We start from the raw sequence: 18,279 nt of genomic DNA on the forward strand, positions 1-18,279 counted from the left end.
CGCGATCGGCGCCGGGCACGGGCCCGTCCCGGCGGATCGCGCGGTTCCCAGCGCCCCTCAGCGACGCTGCAGTTCGTGGCGCAGGGCGTCGAGGTCGGACCCTCCCGCCATCTGCTGGGTCAGCTCGTCCAGGGTGATCCCGTCCCTTGTGTGATTGCCCACCATCGTGCCCCGCCGCAGCAGGACGAACCGGTCGCCCACCAGGTACGCGTGGTGCGGGTTGTGGGTGATCAGTACGACGCCGAGGCCCTCGTCGCGTGCCGCGGCCACGTACTTCAGCACCACGCCCGACTGCTTCACGCCCAGCGCCGCCGTCGGCTCGTCCAGGATCAGGACCTTGGCGCCGAAGTGGACGGCGCGGGCGATCGCCACGCACTGGCGCTCGCCGCCGGAGAGGGTGCCGATGGGCTGGTCGACGTCGCGCAGGTCGATCCCCATGCGGAGCAGGGCCTCGCGCGTGGTGCGGCGCATGAGGTCGATGTCCAGGCGCTTGAAGGGGCCCACGCCCTTGCGGGGCTCCGAGCCGAGGAAGAAGTTGCGCCAGACCGGCATCAGGGGAACGACGGCGAGGTCCTGGTAGACCGTGGCGATGCCGCGGTCCAGGGCCTCGCGCGGGGAGGAGAGGGCGGTCTCCTCGCCCTCGATGCGCAGGGTGCCGCCGTCGTGCCGGTGCAGGCCCGCGACGATCTTGATCAGGGTGGACTTGCCGGCCCCGTTGTCGCCGAGGACGCAGGTGATCTCCCCGGCGTTGACCTCCAGGGAGACGCCTTCGAGGGCGCGGACGGTGCCGTAGTGCTTGCTGACGTCGGTCAGCTCGACGAGGGACGTCACTTGTTGGCCTCCGCGCGCTTGCGGACCCAGGCGTTGAGCAGGGTCGCGAGGAGCAGCATCGCTCCGAGGAAGAACTTGAACCAGTCCGGGTTCCACTCGGCGAAGACGATGCCCTTACTGGTCATGCCGAACAGGAGCGCGCCGACCGCGGAGCCGACGGCGCTGCCGTAGCCGCCGGTGATGAGGCAGCCGCCGATGACGGCCGCGATGATGTAGATCAGCTCGTTGCCGACGCCCTCGCCGGACTGGACGGCGTCGAAGGAGAAGAGCAGGTGCTGCCCGGAGATCCAGGCGCCGAGCGCCACGCCCATGTACAGGCCGATCTTCGTCCTGGCGACCGGCACGCCGACCGCGCGGGCCGCGTCCTGGTTGCCGCCGGCCGCGAAGATCCAGTTGCCGGCGCGGGTGCGCAGCAGGATCCAGGAGCCGAGGGCGACCAGGCCCAGCCACCACAGGATGGTGACCTTGAAGTCGACGCCGCCGACGGTGAGGGTCGAGGCGAAGACGGCGCGGGCGCTCGCGAAGCCCTCCATGTCCGCGATGCTCTTGGTGGAGACCGTGTCGTCGATCAGCTTGGTGAAGCCGAGGTTCATACCGGTCAGCATCAGGAAGGTGCCGAGCGTGATGATGAAGCTGGGCAGCCCGGTGCGGGTGAGCATGAAGCCGTTGAACGCGCCGATGGCCAGGGTGACCAGCAGCGACACGCCCACGCCGACCCAGGTGTTCGCCGTCATCTGGTAGCTGAACATCGACGAGACCAGCGCCGAGGACGTCACCAGGACGCCGGCGGACAGGTCGAACTCGCCGCCGATCATCAGCAGCGCCACCGGGACGGCCATGATGCCGATGGTCGAGGAGGCGTACAGGACGGTGCTGAGGCTGGCGGTGCGCAGGAAGCCGTCGGCGGCGAAGGCGAAGAAGACGAAGACGGCGAGCGCGCCGACCACCGAGCCCAGCTCCGGGCGGGCGAGCAGTTTCCGCAGCGGCGAGCCGGCCAGGAGTCTCTCGTCCGGCGCCTGTTCCAGGGTGGCGTTCACCGGGTGCCCCGCTCGGTGTACTCGGCCAGCGAGGCGGCCTGGTCCTTGGTGACGATCTGCGGGCCGGTCAGCACGGGCCGGCCGCCGCCGAGGACGTCGCCGTTGTACTTGTACAGCCAGAGCAGGTCCACGGCCTGGTAGCCCTGGAGGTAGGGCTGCTGGTCCACGGCGAAGCCGAGGGTGCCGTCCTTCAGCTCGGCGGCGACCTTGGCGTTGAGGTCGAAGGTGTCGATCTCCGCCTCGCTGCCCGCGCCCTTCTTCGCCTGCACGGCGGTGTCGGCGTAGGGGGCGCCGAGGGTGACGACCGCGTCGACGGAGCTGTCCGCCTGGAGCTTGGCCTCGATCGCGGACTGCACGTCGGGCATGTTGGTGCCGTTGACGTACAGCTTGCGCACGGTGCCGTGGAAGGTCTTGGCCACGCCGTCGCAGCGCTGCTCGTGGCCCACGTTGCCCTGCTCGTGCAGGACGCACAGGGCCTTCTTCCTGCCGCGCTTGTTCAGCTCCTCGCCGACGGCCTCGCCGGCGACGGTCTCGTCCTGGCCGATGTGGGTGAGGGCGCCGAAGGCCTTGGACTCCTCGGAGCCGGAGTTCACGGTGATCACCGGGATGCCGGCCTTCTCGGCGCGGGCGACGGCGGCCTTGAGTGCGTCGGGCTTGGCGAGGGTGACGATGATGGCGTCGACCTTCTTGTCGACCGCCGCGTCCACGAGCTGGGCCTGCTGCTGGGCCTCGTCGTCGTGCGAGTACAGGAAGTTGATGTTGTCCTTGAGCGCGGCCTGCTTGGCGCCGCTCTGCACGATGTCCCAGAAGGTGTCGCCGTCTCCCGAGTGGGTGACCATAGCGAAGGTCCAGCGGGGGGTGTTCACCGCCGCCCGCCCCTGGGCCGCGGCGGCCTTGCGGGCGTCCTCCGCCCGTTTGCCGCCGGTGCTGCTGCACCCGGCGAGGGACACGGAGAGTGCCCCTGCCAGCGCTATGCCTACCCAGGTCCGAAACCGTGCCACGAGGCCGTGCCCTTCTTGCCGTGTCCGTCCGTACGCAAGGGGCCGGCGATCATCTCGGCGGCCCCCAACACTCCAGTATCGAACACGGGGAACACCCGTGACACCGCCGGGGAGCCCCTGCCCGTCACCTTGTCAGGACATTGCGACGTGCGGCGGGCCGGGCGGTCACGGGGGTACGGGCCCGGCGGTCGGGGACGAACGGGCGGCGGCTCAGGGGCGCACCAGGAGCTGGAACTCGAAGGAGTAGCGGCTCGGACGGTAGGTGTGGTCGCCGTACTCCACCGCGCGGCCGGTGTCGTCGTAGGTGGTGCGCCGCATGGTGAGCAGCGGGGCGCCCTCCGCCTCGGACAGCCGCTCGGCCTCGGCGGCCGTGGCGCCCCGGGCGCCGATGGACTGGCGGGCGCTGTGCAGGGTGATCCCGGCGGAGCGCATCAGCCGGTACAGGCCGGTGGCCTCCAGCCGGCCGGTCTCCAGGTCGAGCAGACCCGGCGGCAGGTGGTTGGTCAGGTACGCCATCGGCTCCCCGTGCGCGAGGCGCAGCCGCTCGACGCGGTGGACGTCACCGCCCTCGGGCACCCCGAGCGCCGCGGCGATCTCGGCGGAGGCCGGTTCGACGGTGTTGACCAGGACCTTCGTCTCGGGCCGCTGCCCGGCGGCCTCCAGGTCGTCGTAGAGGCTGCTCAGCTCCAGAGGGCGCTTGACCTGGCTGTGCACGACCTGGGTGCCCACGCCCCGGCGACGGACCAGCAGGCCCTTGTCGACGAGCGACTGGATGGCCTGGCGGACCGTGGGCCGGGACAGGCCGAGCCGGGCGGCCAGCTCGATCTCGTTGCCCAGCAGGCTGCCCGGCGTGAGGCCGCCGTGCTCGATCGCGGCCTCCAGCTGCTGGGAGAGCTGGAAGTACAACGGCACCGGGGAACTGCGGTCCACCCGGAGATCGAGTGTCACGGTCGGGTCCACAACTGGTTTGGGCACGGCTCGAGCGTAGTCGCGTGCCCGGTTGACGGGAAGTCGTGTAGTCCGGTTGTCCGGACATGACGATTGACAGGGCCCCGGGTCGGCCCTCACTTTGTTTCCATGCGCATCGGGGTCATCGGTACGGGCCGCATCGGCACCATTCATGCGAACACGCTCAGCCGCCATCGCGAGGTCGGGTCGCTGATCCTGACCGACGCGGACCCGGCGCGGGCACAGGAGCTGGCGCACCGGCTGGGCGAGACGGCGGCGCCCGGGGTGGACGAGATCTTCCGCTGGGGCGTGGACGCGGTGGTGATCACCACCGCGACCGCGGCGCACGCCGAGCTGATCGGCCGGGCGGCCCGGTCCGGCCTCCCGGTCTTCTGCGAGAAACCCATAGCGCTCGACCTGCCGGGGACGCTGCACGCGCTCGCCGAGGTCGAGGCGGCGGGCACGGTGCTGCAGATGGGGTTCCAGCGGCGCTTCGACGCGGGCTACGCGGGCGCCCGGGAGGCGGTGCGCTCGGGCCGGCTGGGGCGGCTGCACACCGTGCGGGCCATGACCTCCGACCAGTCCCCTCCCCCGCCGGAGTGGCTGCCGCTGTCCGGCGGCCTGTTCCGCGACACCCTGATCCACGACTTCGACGTGCTGCGCTGGGTGACGGGCCGCGAGGTCACGGACGTGTACGCGGCCGGTTCGGACGCCGGGCCGCCGATGTTCCGCCAGGCCGGGGACGTCAGCACCGGCGGGGCCCTGCTCACCCTGGACGACGGCACGCTGGCCACGGCGACGGCGACCCGGCTGAACGGCGCGGGATACGACGTCCGGATGGAGCTGGCCGGCGAGCGGGACACGGTCGTGGTCGGCCTGGACGACCGTACGCCGGTGGCGTCCACCGAGCCGACCGGGCCGCCGCCCGCGTCCAGGCCCTGGACCGGGTTCCTGGAGCGCTTCGGGCCCGCCTACGAGGCCGAGCTGTGCGCCTTCGTCGAGGTGCTGCGCGGTGAGCGGCCCAACCCGTGCGACGGGCAGGAGGCCCTGCAGGCGCTACGGATCGCCGAGGCCTGCGAGGTGTCCCGGCGGGAGCGCCGCCCGGTGCGGCTGCTGGAGATCCAGGACCGGGTCCAGCCGTCGTACGGCTGAACCCGTGCCGTACGGCGGCGCCCGCCCGGCCTCGCGCGGTTCACCAGCGCACGGGCAGGCTGCGCATCCCCCGCATCAGCAGGCCCGGCAGCCACTCGCCCGTGGGGCCGTCGAGTGCGAGCCCGGGGGCGCGTTCCAGGAGGGCGCCGATGGCGATCCGGCCCTCCAGGCGGGCCAGGGGCGCGCCCAGGCAGTAGTGGATGCCGTGGCCGAAGGCGAGATGGCCGCGGGCGTCTCGGCGGATGTCGAACCGGTCGGGGTCGGCGTAGCGGTCGGCGTCACGGCCGGCGGCGGTGAGGCCGATCATCACCGACTCGCCCTTCTCGATCACGCGGCCGGCGATCTCCAGGGGTTCGGCGGCGTACCGGTAGGTGCCGGTCTCCACCGGGCCCTCGTAGCGCAGCATCTCCTCGACGGCGCCGTCCAGCAGGCTCATGTCGGCGCGCAGGGCGGCGAGTTGGTCCGGATGGGCGAGGAGGGCGTGGACGCCGTTGCCGATGAGGTTGACGGTGGTCTCGTGGCCGGCGATGAGCAGCAGGTAGGCCATGCCGCTCAGTTCGTCCGGGGAGAGCCTGTCGCCGTCCTCGGCGGTGGTGCGGATCAGGTCGCTGAGCAGGTCGTCGGTGGGGCCGGCGCGACGCTTGTCCTCGATCAGTTCCGGGAGGTATTCGGAGAGGGCGACGATCGCGTCGTACTCCGTGTCGGCGTCGGTCGGTGCGACGACCTCGGTGGAGATCCGGCGGAACTCGGCGCGGTCCATGTCCGGGACGCCGAGGAGTTCGCAGATGACCGTGAGGGGCAGCGGGTAGGCCAGCGCCTCGATGAGGTCGGCGCGGCCGCGCGGCAGCATCTCGTCCAGCAGCTCGTCGGTGATCCGCTGGATCCGGGGGCGCAGCCGCTCCACCCGGCGCATGGTGAACGCGCGCGTGACCAGGGAACGCAGCCGGGTGTGCTGGGGCGGGTCGGTGACCAGCAGGTACTTGCCGATCTTCTCCTCGTCCAGCAGCGGCGACCCGATCCGCGCGGTGTCCTTGGCCAGCCGGGGATCGGCGAGGGCGGCCCGCGCCTCCTCGTACCCGACGACCAGCCAGGCCGTCCGCCCCTCGTCCGCCCCGCCGAGCCGCACCCGGTGCACGGGCCCCCGCTCGCGCAGCCTCGCGTAGTACGGATGCGGGTCCGTGCGGAACGCGTCCCCGAACTCGCCCAGATCGACCACCGGTTGCCCGTCCATCGCCCCTCTTCCGAAATCCCCCGGGACACACCGGGGACGTCCCCCGGCGCGGTGCTGCCAAGGTGTCAACGCACGGGGCGGGCACACCGTGCCCGTCGTCACCCCGCACGGTGAACTCGCCGGAAATTCACGTGACTTCACGGGAAACTCCGCAAGTTTGACATTGACATGCCACGCTCTACGCGCGTCATCATGAAGGCATGAGATTCCCCCCACGCGCATCTCGTATCACTGTCGCCGCCGCCGTTCTGTCCACGCTCGTCGTGGGCGGCACCGTCTCCGCCACCACGGCGGACGCGGCCGCCGCCTCCGTCGGCAGCGTCTGCTACGGCGCCCTCCCCCCACAGGCGCACGACACGCTCGACCTGATCGACGAGGGCGGGCCGTTCCCCTACTCGCAGGACGGGACCGTCTTCCAGAACCGGGAGAACGTGCTGCCGAGTCAGCAGAGCGGCTACTACCACGAGTACACCGTCATCACGCCGGGCTCCCCCACGCGCGGCGCCCGCCGGATCGTCACCGGCGAAAAGACCCAGGAGGACTACTACACCTCCGACCACTACGCCACGTTCGACCTCGTCGACTTCGGCTGCTGATCCGTACGGGCGTCGTCCGTACGGCGACGCGAAGGCCCCCGGCGCACCGCGCGCCGGGGGCCTTCCGCCGTCGGGGAGCGCGGCGCGGCCGCCTCCCGGGCCCGCGCCGCGGTGCGCGGGCGTGCGTCAGTCCGCCGCCCGGCGGCCCCAGGCGGTCCCGCCGAGCACCAGTACGCCGCCGACCAGGCCGAGCGTCCCGAGCCGTTCCCCGCCGAGGGCGATGCCGGCCGCAGCGGCCCACAGCGGCTCGGTGCCCAGCAGCAGGCTGACCCGCGACGGCGAGGTGCGGCGGACCGCCCACATCTGCACGAAGAACGCGAACAGCGTGCACAGTGCCGAGAGGAAGAGCAGGCCGGCCCACTCCTGCGGGCCGAAGCCGGCCGCGGCCGTCCACGGCGCCGGGCCGCCGGCCCCGGCCGACAGGGCCGCGAAGACGGCGACCGCGGTGCCGAGCTGGACGGTGGTGAGCGGAAGGGCGCCCGCGCCGCGCACGGAGCGCAGCCGGGACATGACGAGGACGTGCAGGGTGCGGACCAGCGCGGCGAGCAGCATCAGCAGGTCGCCGGCGGACGGCCGGGTGAAGCCGCCGCCCTGGGTGAGCAGCACGACGCCGAGCACCGACAGGGCCGCGGCGCCGAGGAAGGCGGCGGTGGGCCTGGTGCGGGTGACCGCGGCCTCGGCGAGCGGGGTGAGGATCATTGTGAGGCTGATGATCAGACCGGCATTGGTCGCCGAGGTGTGCACGACCCCGTACGTCTCCAGCAGGAAGACACCGCCCAGGATCAGCCCCAGCAGGGCCGCGCCGCGCCACTGAGCGCCGGTGAGGCCGCGCAGGGAACGCAGCCCGACGGCGCCGAGCACGGGCAGCACCAGTGCGAACCGCAGCACGAGCACGGCGAGCACCGTACGGGCGGTGGTGATGTCCTTCGCGGCGAGGTAGCTGGCGCCCCAGCAGACCGCGACGAGCAGCACGGGCAGGTCGGTGTGCCAGGCGCGGCGGGGCGCGAGGGCGCCGGGTACGGCGATCGACGACATCGGGGCGGCTCTCCCGGTCTTCCGAGGGGGTGCGCAGACGTCGCCGGCTCGCACGGGGCGCGATCACCGTACCGGTGGGGACGATCTTCGGGCCAGGCCCGCGCCACCGGGGTGCCCCGCGGCCGGCCCGAGGGTCAGAACGAACCGTACTCGGGGCTGCCGAGCGGGTCGTAGCTCTGGATGGAGACGCCCGCGGCGGTGACCCGGCCTCCCGTGCGCTCGAAGCGGGTGGGGACGGCGCCTTCCGCGAACAGCCGGCGGCCGGCGCCGAGGACGACCGGGAAGGTCACCAGGTGCAGGGTGTCGACCAGCCGCAGGTCCACCAGGGAGCGCACCAGGGCCCCGCTGCCGTGGATCTGGAGCTCGCCGTCGGTGCGCTCCTTGAGGGCGGCGACCTCCTTGGCGAGGTCGCCGGAGACGACGGTGGTGCCGGACCACGCGGGCGCCTGGAGGGTGGCGGAGACGACGTACTTGGGCAGGGCGTTGAGCCTGCTCGCGACCGGGTCGGCCGGGTCGGTCATCCCCGGCCAGTAGGAGGCGAAGATCTCGTACGTGCGGCGGCCGAGCAGAAAGGCTCCGGCGCGGCCGAAGGACTCGGTGACGAACCGGCCGAAGTCCTCGTCGCCGTACGGGAAGGTCCAGCCGCCCTGGCCGAAGCCGCCGCTGGTGTCCTCCTGGGGGCCGCCGGGCGCCTGGTACACGCCGTCGAGGCTGACGAAGACGGTGGAGACGAGCTTGCCCATGACAGGTGCCTTCTTCCAGGTGCGGGGGTCCGTTGTCATCAGGTCGGACCCCGCGCGCCCCCGGAAGTCATCGGTTCAGCCGGCGTGGGTCGAGAACAGTCCGCCGGTCGGACCCTGCTTGTCGCCGCCCTGGGCCTTCTTCAGGGCGTTGGCGAGGCTCTCGATGGTGAGGGACTGCAGGATCACCCGGCCGTTGCCCTCCAGGGTGGCCAGGGACAGGCCCTCGCCGCCGAACACGGCGTTCATGATGCCCTGCCGGTTCAGTCCGCCGACGCGCTGGACGCCGTACTGGATGCCCTCCTCGAAGGCGACGACGCAGCCGGTGTCGACCTCGATGCGGCCGCCGAAGTCCGCCGGGTTCAGGTCGATGAAGTTGCCCGCGCCGGCGATGATCACCGTGCCGTGCCCGGTGAACTTCTCCAGGACGAAGCCCTCGCCGCCGCTCATGCCGGTGCGTCCGCCCTGGAAGGCGATGCCGAACTCGACGCTGGACTCGGCGGCCACGAAGGCGTCCTTCTCGGCGAACCACGCGCGCGTGCCGTCCAGCTCCAGGGCGCGCATCTCGCCGGGCAGCACGCCCGCGAAGCCGACGGTGCCCTCGCCGCCCTGCGAGGTGAAGTACTGGAAGGCCAGTGACTCGCCGGCCATCATGCGCTGGCCGACCTGCATGGCGGTGCCCATGGCCTGGCGCAGCATGCCGCCCATGCCGCCGGAGCCGTTCTGCTGCCGGCCTCCGTTGCCCGAGGGGCCGGACAGCCGGGTCTCCATGGTCACGTTCGTCGTCTTGAACAGGAACTTCCCGGCCTCGCAGTACACGGTCTGGCCGGGGCGGAGGTTGACAACCGCCATCTGCATGGCGTTGCCGACGATCTCTTGCTGAAGGGTCACGGGAGGAGAACGCGGGAGGCGGATCGAAGAGTTCCGGGTGTGACGAGGTCGATGTCCGTACACCGCCGGTGGACGGCGCCCCCGGCGGCTGGGATGGGGGCATGACGACGAACGGATCTCTCGACGGCAAGGTGGCCCTGGTGACCGGTGGCAGCCGGGGAATCGGGGCGGCGGTCGCGCTGCGTCTCGCGCGCGCGGGTGCGGACGTGGCGGTGACCTATGTGAACGGCAAGGAGGCGGCGGACGGCGTGGTGCGGGCCGTGGAGGCGCTGGGGCGGCGGGCGGTGGCGCTGCGCGCGGACTCCGCCGACCCGCAGGAGGCGGCGGGCGCGGTGGGCCGGGCTGCGGAGGCGTACGGCGGTCTCGACGTGCTGGTGAACAACGTGGGCGTGGGTCTGCTGGGCCCGCTGGACTCGCTGTCCCCGCAGGACGTCGACCGGGTGCTCGCGGTGAACGTCCGCGGGGTGTTCCTGGCGTCGCAGGCGGCCGCCGCGGTGCTGGCGGACGGCGGGCGCATCGTCACGATCGGCACGTGCATGACCCAGCGGGTGCCGGGGCCGGGCGGGACGCTGTACGCGATGAGCAAGTCGGCCCTGGTGGGCCTGACCAGGGCCCTGGCCCGCGAGCTGGGCGGGCGCGGGATCACCGCCAACATCGTCCATCCGGGCCCGACGGACACGGACATGAACCCGGCGGACGGCCCGTACGCGGCGGCGCAGACGGCGATGACCGCACTGGGCCGCTTCGGCACGGCCGACGAGGTGGCGGCGACGGTGGCCCACCTGGCGGGCCCGGACGCGGCCTACGTCACCGGCGCGGAGTTCTCGGTGGACGGCGGACACGCGGCCTGACGCAGCGGGCGGGGCCCACCGGTGCGGTCCCGCACCGCGTACATGAGAGGCATGCCCGACGTCGCCACGCGCGCGCGGACGCGATGCGACGGGCACGCGCGCGTCGGGCGGACTCAGCCGCCGAGTGCCTGGTGGCGGGCGGGTGAGGCAGCGCGTGGCGCACGGACTCAGTCGTCAGTCCCGGGGCGGGCGACTGAGACAGCGCTGACGGCGCACCGGTGCGAACCCGCCTGCGCGCGAGGCGACGGGCCCGACGTCGCCGCGCGCGCGTCCGCTCAGGTGCGCGCGTGGCGACGGGAGGCGCCCGGACAGCGCGGACTCAGCCGCCCAGTTCCTGGTGGCGGGCCGTGAGGGCGGTGGCGCCCGTTTCGGTCGGGGTGCCGAAGAGGCGGAGGCGGGAGATGCCGCCGTCGGGGTAGATGTCCACGCGCGCGTGGGTCCCGACGGCCGGCTCCGGCAGGACGAAGCGGTGGTTGGTGTCGGGCTGGAGGCGGGTGCGGGGCAGGATCTCCCGCCAGTCGCCGTCCTCGCCGTCCCGGACGGACACCGAAGCCCAGCCCGCGCTGTTGCCCTTCAAATACGCCGTGTCGATCTCGACGGCGCGGATCCGGGCCTGGGCGGCCAGCCGGTAGCGGATCCAGTCGTTGCCCCGGTCGCGGCGGCGGCGCGTCTCCCAGCCGTCGTCCATCTTGCGGGAGCGGCCGGGCTGGATGGTGTTGGTGGCCGGGGAGTAGAAGAGGTCGGAGGCGTCCTCGACCCGGCCGCCGTTCTCCAGCGCGACCACGTCGAAGGTGCCGAGCGCCTCCAGCCACCGGGGGTCGGGGACGACCTCGCCGTACACGCGCAGCCGCGCGATGCCCCCGTCGGGGTGCTGCTTGACCCGCAGGTGCGTGAAGCGCTGCTCGGCGGAGACGGCGAAGCCGTTGGCCGCGTGGCCGCCGACCCGGGTGCGCGGGACGAGCGTCGTCCACTTCACGTCGTCGCCCAGCAGCCGCTCAGGGGACGGGGAGCCGGGCACCGACGCGCCCTCTACCGAGACGGCCTGCGGGTAGTTGCCGCGGAAGTGCGCGGTGTCGACCACGATCCCGCGGATCACGCCGGGCGCGCCGAGCCGGACCAGCGCCCAGTCGTGGTCCTCGTCCGTCGGCCAGGGGTGCTCGGCGGAGGCTCCGCGCCGGCGCCGGGTCTCCCAGCCGTCCATGATCTTGCCCTTGTGCCCGAAGTGCTCGGGGTCGAACTCGGCCCGCTCGGGCACCAGCAGGTTCTCCCGCTGGGCGAAGAACTCGTCGTTGGCGGCGATGACACCGGCGCCGAGCCGCCGGTCGGCGAGGTCGGCGTACTGGGTGAAGGGGAAGTCCGCGGTGCGGTAGTCCGCGTAGGGGTCGCCTCCTCCGTAGGGGTTCGCGTCGCCGGTGAAGCTCGCAATCGCCGTCACAGTGATCAGATTTCCTTTCGGTCGCGGGCCGCCGCGGTCGCGGGGGCCGGGGGAATCAGGGGGTACGGGTCAGCAGCCGCCCCTTCGGTTCGCTGAACTCGCCGTCGGCGGCGATGCGTTCGCCGCGCAGCCAGGTGGACTTCACCACGCCGTGCAGGGTGCGGCCGGCGTAGGCGGTGACCCGGTTGCGGTGCTGCAGGCCGGCCGGGTCGACGGTGAAGGTCTCGTCGGGGGCGAGCACGGCGAAGTCGGCGTCGCGGCCGGCCTCGATGGCGCCCTTATGGGACAGGCCGGCCAGGGCGGCCGTCCGGGTGGACATCCAGCGGACGACGTCCTCCAGGGTGTGGCCGCGCCGGCGGGCCTCCGTCCACACGGCGGGCAGGCTGAGCTGGAGGCCGGAGATGCCGCCCCAGGCGGTGGCGAAGTCGTCCGTCTTCAGGTCGGCGGTGGAGGGCGAGTGGTCGGTGACGACGCAGTCGACGACGCCGTCGGCGAGGGCCTGCCAGAGCAGGTCCTGGTTGGCGGCCTCGCGGATGGGCGGGCAGCACTTGAACTCGCTTGCCCCGTCCGGGACTTCCTCCGCGGTCAGGGTGAGGTAGTGCGGGCAGGTCTCCACGGTGAGGCGTACGCCCTCGGCGCGGGCGGCGGCGATCAGCGGGAGCGCGTCGCTGGAGGAGAGGTGCAGCACGTGCACGCGCGCGTCGAGGCGTTTCGCCTCCGCTATGAGGGTGGCGATGGCCGAGTCCTCGGCGTCGCGCGGGCGGGAGGCGAGGAAGTCGGCGTACCGGGGGCCGCCGTGCTGCGGGGCGGCGGCGAGCCGGTGCGGGTCCTCGGCGTGCACGATCAGCAGGCCGTCGAAGCCGGCGATCTCGGTCAGGGAGCGGGTGAGCTGCTCCTGGTCGAGGTGCGGGAACTCGTCGACGCCGGACGGGGACAGGAACGCCTTGAAGCCGAAGACGCCGGCGTCGTGCAGCGGGCGCAGGTCCTTCACGTTGCCGGGCAGGGCGCCGCCCCAGAAGCCGACGTCGATGTGCGCCTTGTCGGCCGCGACCTCCTGCTTGATCCGCAGGTTGCCGACCGTGGTGGTCGGCGGCAGCGAGTTGAGGGGCATGTCGACGAGCGTGGTGATGCCGCCGGCCGCGGCGGCGCGCGTCGCGGTCCAGAAGCCCTCCCACTCGGTGCGGCCGGGGTCGTTGACGTGCACGTGGGTGTCGACCAGGCCGGGCAGCAGCACGTGGTCGCCGACGTCCTCCAGGCGTGCCGCGGCCGGTACTTCGGCGTCGTACGGCAGTACGGCCGTGATGGCGCCGGCGGACACGGTGACCGTGGCGGCCCGCGTCCCCTCCGGTGTGATGACGCGCGTCGAGCGCAGCACCAGTTCAGCGTCGGACACCCGGACCCCTCTCTCTGCCGCCGTTCACGTCCAGGAAACGGGATTTACACCCATGTAACGGACTTCAACGTTCTGTTGAAGGAGTCTTCACTCCCGCTCCCCCGCCGTCAAGGGGCACACTTCTGAACAGCGTCACGGGGGCGACGACTCTAGACGTTTCCACAAAGCGGAATTAGAATTCCGATGAGCAGAACGTAGCTACGTACAAGCAGGGAGTCAACCGGCCGCCGGGTAGGCTTCTGCCCTCCCCGCCAGTCCCGAAAGGAACGTGCCGTGCCGACGTCCAGCGCCAGCACCACCGACTCCGCCAAGTCCTCCGCCGGCGGGGTCCAGTCCCTGGAGCGCGCCTTCGATCTGCTGGAGCGGATGGCGGACGCGGGCGGCGAGGTCGGCCTGAGCGAGCTGTCCGCGACCAGCGGGCTGCCCCTGCCCACCATCCACCGGCTGATGCGCACCCTGGTGGCCTGCGGTTACGTACGCCAGCAGCCGAACCGCCGGTACGCGCTCGGTCCGCGGCTGATCCGGCTCGGCGAGTCCGCCTCCCGGCTGCTCGGCACCTGGGCGCGGCCCTACCTCGCCCGGCTGGTGGAGGAGACCGGCGAGACGGCGAACATGGCCCTGCTGGACGGCGACGAGATCGTCTACGTCGCACAGGTGCCGTCGAAGCACTCGATGCGGATGTTCACCGAGGTGGGGCGGCGCGTGCTGCCGCACTCCACCGGGGTCGGCAAGGCCCTGCTGGCAGGCGTCCCGGACGACGAGGTGCGCGCCCTGCTCTCCCGCACGGGCATGCCGGCCGCGACCGAGAAGACCATCACCACGCCCGACGGCTTCCTGGCGGCGCTGGCGGACGTGCGCCGGCAGGGGTTCGCGGTGGACGACAACGAGCAGGAGATCGGCGTCCGCTGCCTCGCGGTGCCGGTGCCCGACTCCCCGACGGCGGCCGCGATCTCCATCTCCGGACCGGCCGGCCGGGTCACCGAGGCGGCGACCGAGAAGATCGTGCCGGTGCTGCAGGGCATCGCCGTCGAGTTGTCCGAGGCCCTGGCCAGCTCGGGCGCCTGAGCCGCTCGCCGGTCGGTGCAGAGGGCCGCCGCCGTCAGGCGGTGGCCCATGTCCGGGGCGTCGAGCGCGATCAGCCACGCGCGACCGACCCGCCGCCCCGCCAGGTGGGCGAGTCGCAGGCGAGCCGCGGCCGCCGGGTGCGTGGACGTCGTCGTCGGTTCGCGCGAGAGCGGGGCCCGGCACCGACGGACCCGCCCGCCCGGTCCCCTCACGCCCCGGGCGCGGCGACGGCCACACGGCTCACCTCCCCGGCGGCTCCCCGAACAGGTCCACCGCGTCCCGGACCTCCGTCAGACCGCGGGCCAGCGCGCTGACCGAGCCGATCGCGCCCGCGATCAGCAGCAGGGAGCGGCGCAGGCGGGGGGTCTCGGGGACGCCGCCGGCGGCCATCGCCGCGAGTGCGGCCAGCTCGTCCTCGGCTATCCCCCGGTCGGGGAAGTCCGCCGGAAGCGCGGCGAGTTCACGGCGCAGCCGGGACACCGCGGTCCGCAGCCCCGCCACTCTCACGTCCTCGTCGCCGCCGGTCACCGGCCTCTGCTCCAAGCTCCGCGACACAGCCCTCCCCCTCACACGCCGTCGTGCGCGGGTCAGTAAACGCGACCCCGTACGGGAGCGCCACCACGCGGACCGAAATTCAGCCCAAGGGGCACGGCCGGCGCGGCCCGCGTCGGGTATGCAGGACGCATGACGGACAACCGGGACGGACACGGGGAGAGCGTCGCCGGGCTGGTGCTGGCCGCCGGCGGCGGCAGACGGCTCGGCGGGCGGCCCAAGGCGCTGCTGGAACACCGGGGGCGGCCGCTGGTCGAACACGCGGTCGGAGTGCTGCGCGCGGCCGGCTGCGGACGGATCCATGTCGTCCTCGGCGCGGCGGCGGACGAGGTCCGGGCCCGGGCGGACCTGGGCGGTTGCGTCACGGTCACCAACCCCGACTGGGCCGAGGGCATGGGGTCGTCGCTGCGCGCCGGGCTCGCCTCACTGGCCGGGACGGGGGTGGCGGCGGCCCTGGTGAGCCTGGTCGACCAGCCGGGCATCGGACCGGCCGCGGCGGCCCGGGTGCTCGACGCGTACGAGGACCGGAACTCGCTGGTCTCGGCCGCCTACGGCGGTGTGCGCGGCCATCCGGTGCTGTTCGGCGCGGCGCACTGGGCGGGGATCGAGGCGTCCGCCACCGGGGACCGCGGGGCCCGCGCCTACCTGCGGGAGCACCAGGCCGCGCTCAGGCTGGTGGAGTGCGCGGACGTGGCCGAACCGTACGACATCGACACCGAGGCGGACCTGAGCCACCTTGAGTGAACGGGGTGGCACCGAGCGCCACCTTGCCTCGACCCGGAGATTCTCGACATCAACAAACCATTGAAGTTCCACGATGAGGAAACTACTATCCACTGTTCAGAAGCGCCTGGTCGCACAGCGGGCGCCGATCGTCCATTTCGTGCCACTTGGCACCCGGTGCCATCGCTGAAGGAAGTGACAGCTCATGTCCGCACCAGCGCCGTCTCCGCTGGCCATCGTCGACGCCGAGTCCCTGCCCCGGCAGGAGGAGGTCCTCACCGACGCGGCGCTCGCCTTCGTGGCGGAGCTGCACCGGCGGTTCACCCCGCGCCGTGACGAACTCCTCGCCCGCCGCGCGCAGCGCCGCGCCGAGATCGCCCACACCTCCACCCTCGACTTCCTGCCGGAGACGGCCGCCGTCCGCGCGGACGACTCGTGGCGGGTCGCCCCCGCCCCGGCCGCGCTGAACGACCGGCGCGTGGAGATCACCGGCCCCACCGACCGGAAGATGACCATCAACGCCCTCAACTCGGGCGCGAGGGTCTGGCTCGCCGACTTCGAGGACGCCTCCGCGCCCACCTGGGAGAACGTGGTCCTCGGCCAGGTCAACCTGGTCGACGCCTACACCCGGAACATCGACTTCACGGACCCGGCGTCCGGCAAGTCCTACGCCCTGCGCCCCGCCGAGGAACTGGCCACGGTCGTCATGCGCCCGCGCGGCTGGCACCTGAACGAGCGCCACCTGGTCGACGCCGACGGCACTCCGGTGCCCGGCGCGCTGGTCGACTTCGGCCTGTACTTCTTCCACAACGCCCAGCGGCTGCTGGACCTCGGCAAGGGCCCGTACTTCTACCTGCCGAAGACCGAGTCGCACCTCGAGGCACGCCTGTGGAACGACGTGTTCGTCTTCGCGCAGGACTACGTGGGCGTCCCGCAGGGCAGCGTCCGCGCCACCGTCCTGATCGAGACGATCACGGCGGCGTACGAGATGGAGGAGATCCTCTACGAGCTGCGCGACCACGCCTCGGGGCTGAACGCGGGCCGCTGGGACTACCTGTTCTCCATCGTGAAGAACTTCCGTGACGGCGGGCCGAAGTTCGTCCTGCCGGACCGCAACGCGGTCACGATGACCGCGCCGTTCATGCGCGCGTACACCGAACTCCTGGTCCGCACCTGCCACAAGCGGGGCGCGCACGCGATCGGCGGCATGGCGGCGTTCATCCCGTCCCGGCGCGACGAGGAGGTCAACAAGGTCGCCTTCGAGAAGGTCAAGGCGGACAAGGACCGCGAGGCGAACGACGGCTTCGACGGCTCCTGGGTCGCCCACCCCGATCTGGTCCCGATCGCCATGGAGTCCTTCGACAGGGTGCTCGGCGACCGGCCGAACCAGAAGGACCGGCTCCGGGAGGACGTCCACGTCGAGGCGGCCGACCTGATCGCCGTGGACTCGCTGGACGCGAAGCCCACGTACCCCGGTCTCGTCAACGCCGTCCAGGTCGGCATCCGTTACATCGAGGCCTGGCTGCGCGGACTCGGCGCGGTCGCCATCTTCAACCTGATGGAGGACGCGGCCACCGCGGAGATCTCCCGCTCCCAGATCTGGCAGTGGATCAACGCGGGCGTCGAGTTCGAGAACGGCGAGAAGGCCACGGCGGAACTGGCCCGCAAGGTCGCGGCGGAGGAACTGGCCGCCGTCCGCGCGGAGATCGGCGAGGAGGCCTTCGCCGCCGGCCACTGGCAGCAGGCGCACGACCTGCTGCTCCAGGTGTCCCTCGACGAGGACTACGCCGACTTCCTCACCCTGCCGGCGTACGAGCGGCTGAAGGGCTGAGGGACGCCGGCCGGACGGCTCCGGAGCCTTTCCCGGGGCCGCCCGTCAGCCGAAGTGCGCCGCCCCGTCCTGCTCCACCCCCGGCCTGCCGTGCAGGTCGGGGACGTGCTTGAGCCAGTCCGGGCGGCCCGCCTGCGTCCTGGCCGCCCGGGCGGTCTCCTCGGCGGCCAGTTCCGCCCGGCTCGGGAAGCCGGTCGGCAGCCACTCGGCCGACAGCCGCACCCGCTGCAGGAGGTAGTCGACGTAGGCCGCCCGGACGTCGTCGGGGGCCGCGAACCCCGCGTCCTCGGCCAGCCAGGCGTCCGGCACCTCGGCGACGATGCCGCGCAGCAGCTCCTCGGTCACCCGGGGCGCCAGCTCCGCGTCGGCGGCCCGGACGTCGGGACCGTAGTGGCCGAGGGCGTGATGGCGGAAGTCGTAGCGCTTGCCCGGGGTGGTGGTGTCCCAGCGGTGGTGGAAGACGAGGGCGGCGCCGTGGTCGATGAGCCACAGGCGCGGCGGCACGGTGCCGAGGGTGGGCCACACCATCAGGTTGGAGCTGTGCACCGTCCGGTCCACGTTGACGGTCAGCGCGTCCAGCCAGACGATCCGGCCTGCCTCCAGCGGGTCCACGGCGAAGCTCCCGGCGATCTCCGGGGTGAAGTCGGCGGCGCCCGGCAGGTAGTCCATCCCGAGGTTGAGGCCCGCGCTGGCGCCGTGCAGCTCCCGGACCTCCTGGTGGGGCTCGTCGGCGGCGATCGCCGGGTCGAAGTGGACGAGGACCAGCTCCGGGAAGCGCAGCCCCAGCGCCCGCGCGAGTTCCCCGACGATCACCTCGGCGACCAGCGCCTTGTGCCCCTGGGCCGACCCGGTGAACTTCACGACGTAGGTACCGAGATCGTCGGCCTCCACGACGCCGGGGACGGAGCCGCCGGACCGGAGCGGGTTCACGTATCGAACAGCAGTCACATCGCGCAGCACACCGGCC

Annotated in this window: 18 protein-coding genes; 6 read left to right on the forward strand and 12 right to left on the reverse strand. The window is 72.6% G+C overall.

What is annotated here, in order from left to right:
• Positions 1–57 precede the first annotated feature (57 nt).
• From ACZ7JA_RS15090 to ACZ7JA_RS15105, 4 genes are all read right to left on the reverse strand, one after another.
• Complete coding sequence (locus ACZ7JA_RS15090) at positions 58–861, reverse strand: ATP-binding cassette domain-containing protein (protein WP_351665796.1); 804 nt, start codon at positions 859–861, stop codon at positions 58–60.
• The gene (locus tag ACZ7JA_RS15095; protein WP_351665507.1) at positions 828–1,868 is read right to left on the reverse strand and encodes an ABC transporter permease; all 1,041 of its coding nucleotides are present in this window, start codon (positions 1,866–1,868) and stop codon (positions 828–830) included. Before ACZ7JA_RS15095 ends, ACZ7JA_RS15090 begins: the two co-directional genes overlap by 34 nt.
• Complete coding sequence (locus ACZ7JA_RS15100; protein ID WP_351665508.1) at positions 1,865–2,869, reverse strand: sugar ABC transporter substrate-binding protein; 1,005 nt, start codon at positions 2,867–2,869, stop codon at positions 1,865–1,867. The genes ACZ7JA_RS15095 and ACZ7JA_RS15100 overlap by 4 nt, the downstream gene beginning before the upstream one ends.
• Positions 2,870–3,079: 210 nt before the next feature.
• The gene (locus ACZ7JA_RS15105; RefSeq protein ID WP_389302795.1) at positions 3,080–3,817 is read right to left on the reverse strand and encodes a GntR family transcriptional regulator; all 738 of its coding nucleotides are present in this window, start codon (positions 3,815–3,817) and stop codon (positions 3,080–3,082) included.
• A gap of 129 nt (positions 3,818–3,946) precedes the next feature.
• Between ACZ7JA_RS15105 and ACZ7JA_RS15110 the strand changes: the two genes are divergently transcribed.
• Entirely contained in the window at positions 3,947–4,969 is a 1,023-nt protein-coding gene (locus ACZ7JA_RS15110) for a Gfo/Idh/MocA family protein (protein WP_351665509.1), read from the forward strand.
• A gap of 40 nt (positions 4,970–5,009) precedes the next feature.
• Here ACZ7JA_RS15110 and ACZ7JA_RS15115 read toward each other — a convergent pair whose 3' ends face one another.
• Positions 5,010–6,200 (reverse strand): cytochrome P450 family protein, encoded by a 1,191-nt coding sequence (locus tag ACZ7JA_RS15115; protein ID WP_389448202.1) that lies wholly within the window; start codon positions 6,198–6,200, stop codon positions 5,010–5,012.
• Positions 6,201–6,400: 200 nt separating this feature from the next.
• Between ACZ7JA_RS15115 and ACZ7JA_RS15120 the strand changes: the two genes are divergently transcribed.
• Entirely contained in the window at positions 6,401–6,796 is a 396-nt protein-coding gene (locus ACZ7JA_RS15120) for a guanyl-specific ribonuclease (protein WP_351665511.1), read from the forward strand.
• Between the two features lie 126 nt (positions 6,797–6,922).
• On the opposite strand, the gene ACZ7JA_RS15125 is transcribed toward ACZ7JA_RS15120, so the two are convergent.
• The 3 genes from ACZ7JA_RS15125 to ACZ7JA_RS15135 form a co-directional block, all read right to left on the reverse strand.
• Positions 6,923–7,831 (reverse strand): DMT family transporter, encoded by a 909-nt coding sequence (locus tag ACZ7JA_RS15125; RefSeq protein WP_351665512.1) that lies wholly within the window; start codon positions 7,829–7,831, stop codon positions 6,923–6,925.
• Between the two features lie 134 nt (positions 7,832–7,965).
• Complete coding sequence (locus ACZ7JA_RS15130; protein ID WP_470808999.1) at positions 7,966–8,574, reverse strand: dihydrofolate reductase family protein; 609 nt, start codon at positions 8,572–8,574, stop codon at positions 7,966–7,968.
• 75 nt (positions 8,575–8,649) lie between these two features.
• On the reverse strand, positions 8,650–9,462 hold the full coding sequence (locus tag ACZ7JA_RS15135) for an AIM24 family protein (RefSeq protein WP_389302296.1): 813 nt from the start codon (positions 9,460–9,462) through the stop codon (positions 8,650–8,652).
• A gap of 101 nt (positions 9,463–9,563) precedes the next feature.
• Here ACZ7JA_RS15135 and ACZ7JA_RS15140 point away from each other — a divergent pair, with 101 nt between their 5' ends.
• Positions 9,564–10,313, forward strand: coding sequence for an SDR family oxidoreductase (locus ACZ7JA_RS15140; protein WP_470808617.1), 750 nt, complete (start codon positions 9,564–9,566; stop codon positions 10,311–10,313).
• A 319-nt stretch (positions 10,314–10,632) separates the two neighbouring features.
• Here the strand turns inward: ACZ7JA_RS15140 and alc are convergent, their stop codons facing one another.
• Together alc and allB are read right to left on the reverse strand one after the other, a co-directional pair.
• Positions 10,633–11,748, reverse strand: a complete 1,116-nt coding sequence (gene alc, locus ACZ7JA_RS15145) for an allantoicase (RefSeq protein ID WP_470808619.1) — start codon at positions 11,746–11,748, stop codon at positions 10,633–10,635.
• Between the two features lie 55 nt (positions 11,749–11,803).
• Positions 11,804–13,141 carry an allantoinase AllB gene (gene allB / locus ACZ7JA_RS15150; protein WP_470808621.1) on the reverse strand — a complete coding sequence of 446 codons (1,338 nt, stop codon included), beginning with the start codon at positions 13,139–13,141 and terminating at the stop codon, positions 11,804–11,806.
• Positions 13,142–13,414: 273 nt separating this feature from the next.
• Here allB and ACZ7JA_RS15155 point away from each other — a divergent pair, with 273 nt between their 5' ends.
• Positions 13,415–14,206, forward strand: a complete 792-nt coding sequence (locus tag ACZ7JA_RS15155) for an IclR family transcriptional regulator (RefSeq protein WP_351665523.1) — start codon at positions 13,415–13,417, stop codon at positions 14,204–14,206.
• Between the two features lie 240 nt (positions 14,207–14,446).
• On the opposite strand, the gene ACZ7JA_RS15160 is transcribed toward ACZ7JA_RS15155, so the two are convergent.
• Positions 14,447–14,761 carry a DUF5955 family protein gene (locus ACZ7JA_RS15160; protein WP_404029584.1) on the reverse strand — a complete coding sequence of 105 codons (315 nt, stop codon included), beginning with the start codon at positions 14,759–14,761 and terminating at the stop codon, positions 14,447–14,449.
• Positions 14,762–14,890: 129 nt separating this feature from the next.
• Here ACZ7JA_RS15160 and ACZ7JA_RS15165 point away from each other — a divergent pair, with 129 nt between their 5' ends.
• Together ACZ7JA_RS15165 and aceB are read left to right on the forward strand one after the other, a co-directional pair.
• Positions 14,891–15,502: a nucleotidyltransferase family protein gene (locus tag ACZ7JA_RS15165; protein WP_389448197.1), complete on the forward strand. Its 612-nt coding sequence runs from the start codon at positions 14,891–14,893 to the stop codon at positions 15,500–15,502.
• A 184-nt stretch (positions 15,503–15,686) separates the two neighbouring features.
• The gene (aceB, locus tag ACZ7JA_RS15170) at positions 15,687–17,312 is read left to right on the forward strand and encodes a malate synthase A (protein WP_470808624.1); all 1,626 of its coding nucleotides are present in this window, start codon (positions 15,687–15,689) and stop codon (positions 17,310–17,312) included.
• Between the two features lie 45 nt (positions 17,313–17,357).
• Here aceB and ACZ7JA_RS15175 read toward each other — a convergent pair whose 3' ends face one another.
• Positions 17,358–18,272 (reverse strand): HipA family kinase, encoded by a 915-nt coding sequence (locus ACZ7JA_RS15175; RefSeq protein ID WP_351665531.1) that lies wholly within the window; start codon positions 18,270–18,272, stop codon positions 17,358–17,360.
• Between the last annotated feature and the right edge of the window lie 7 nt (positions 18,273–18,279).

Source organism: Streptomyces sp. NPDC038135, from assembly GCF_055601245.1.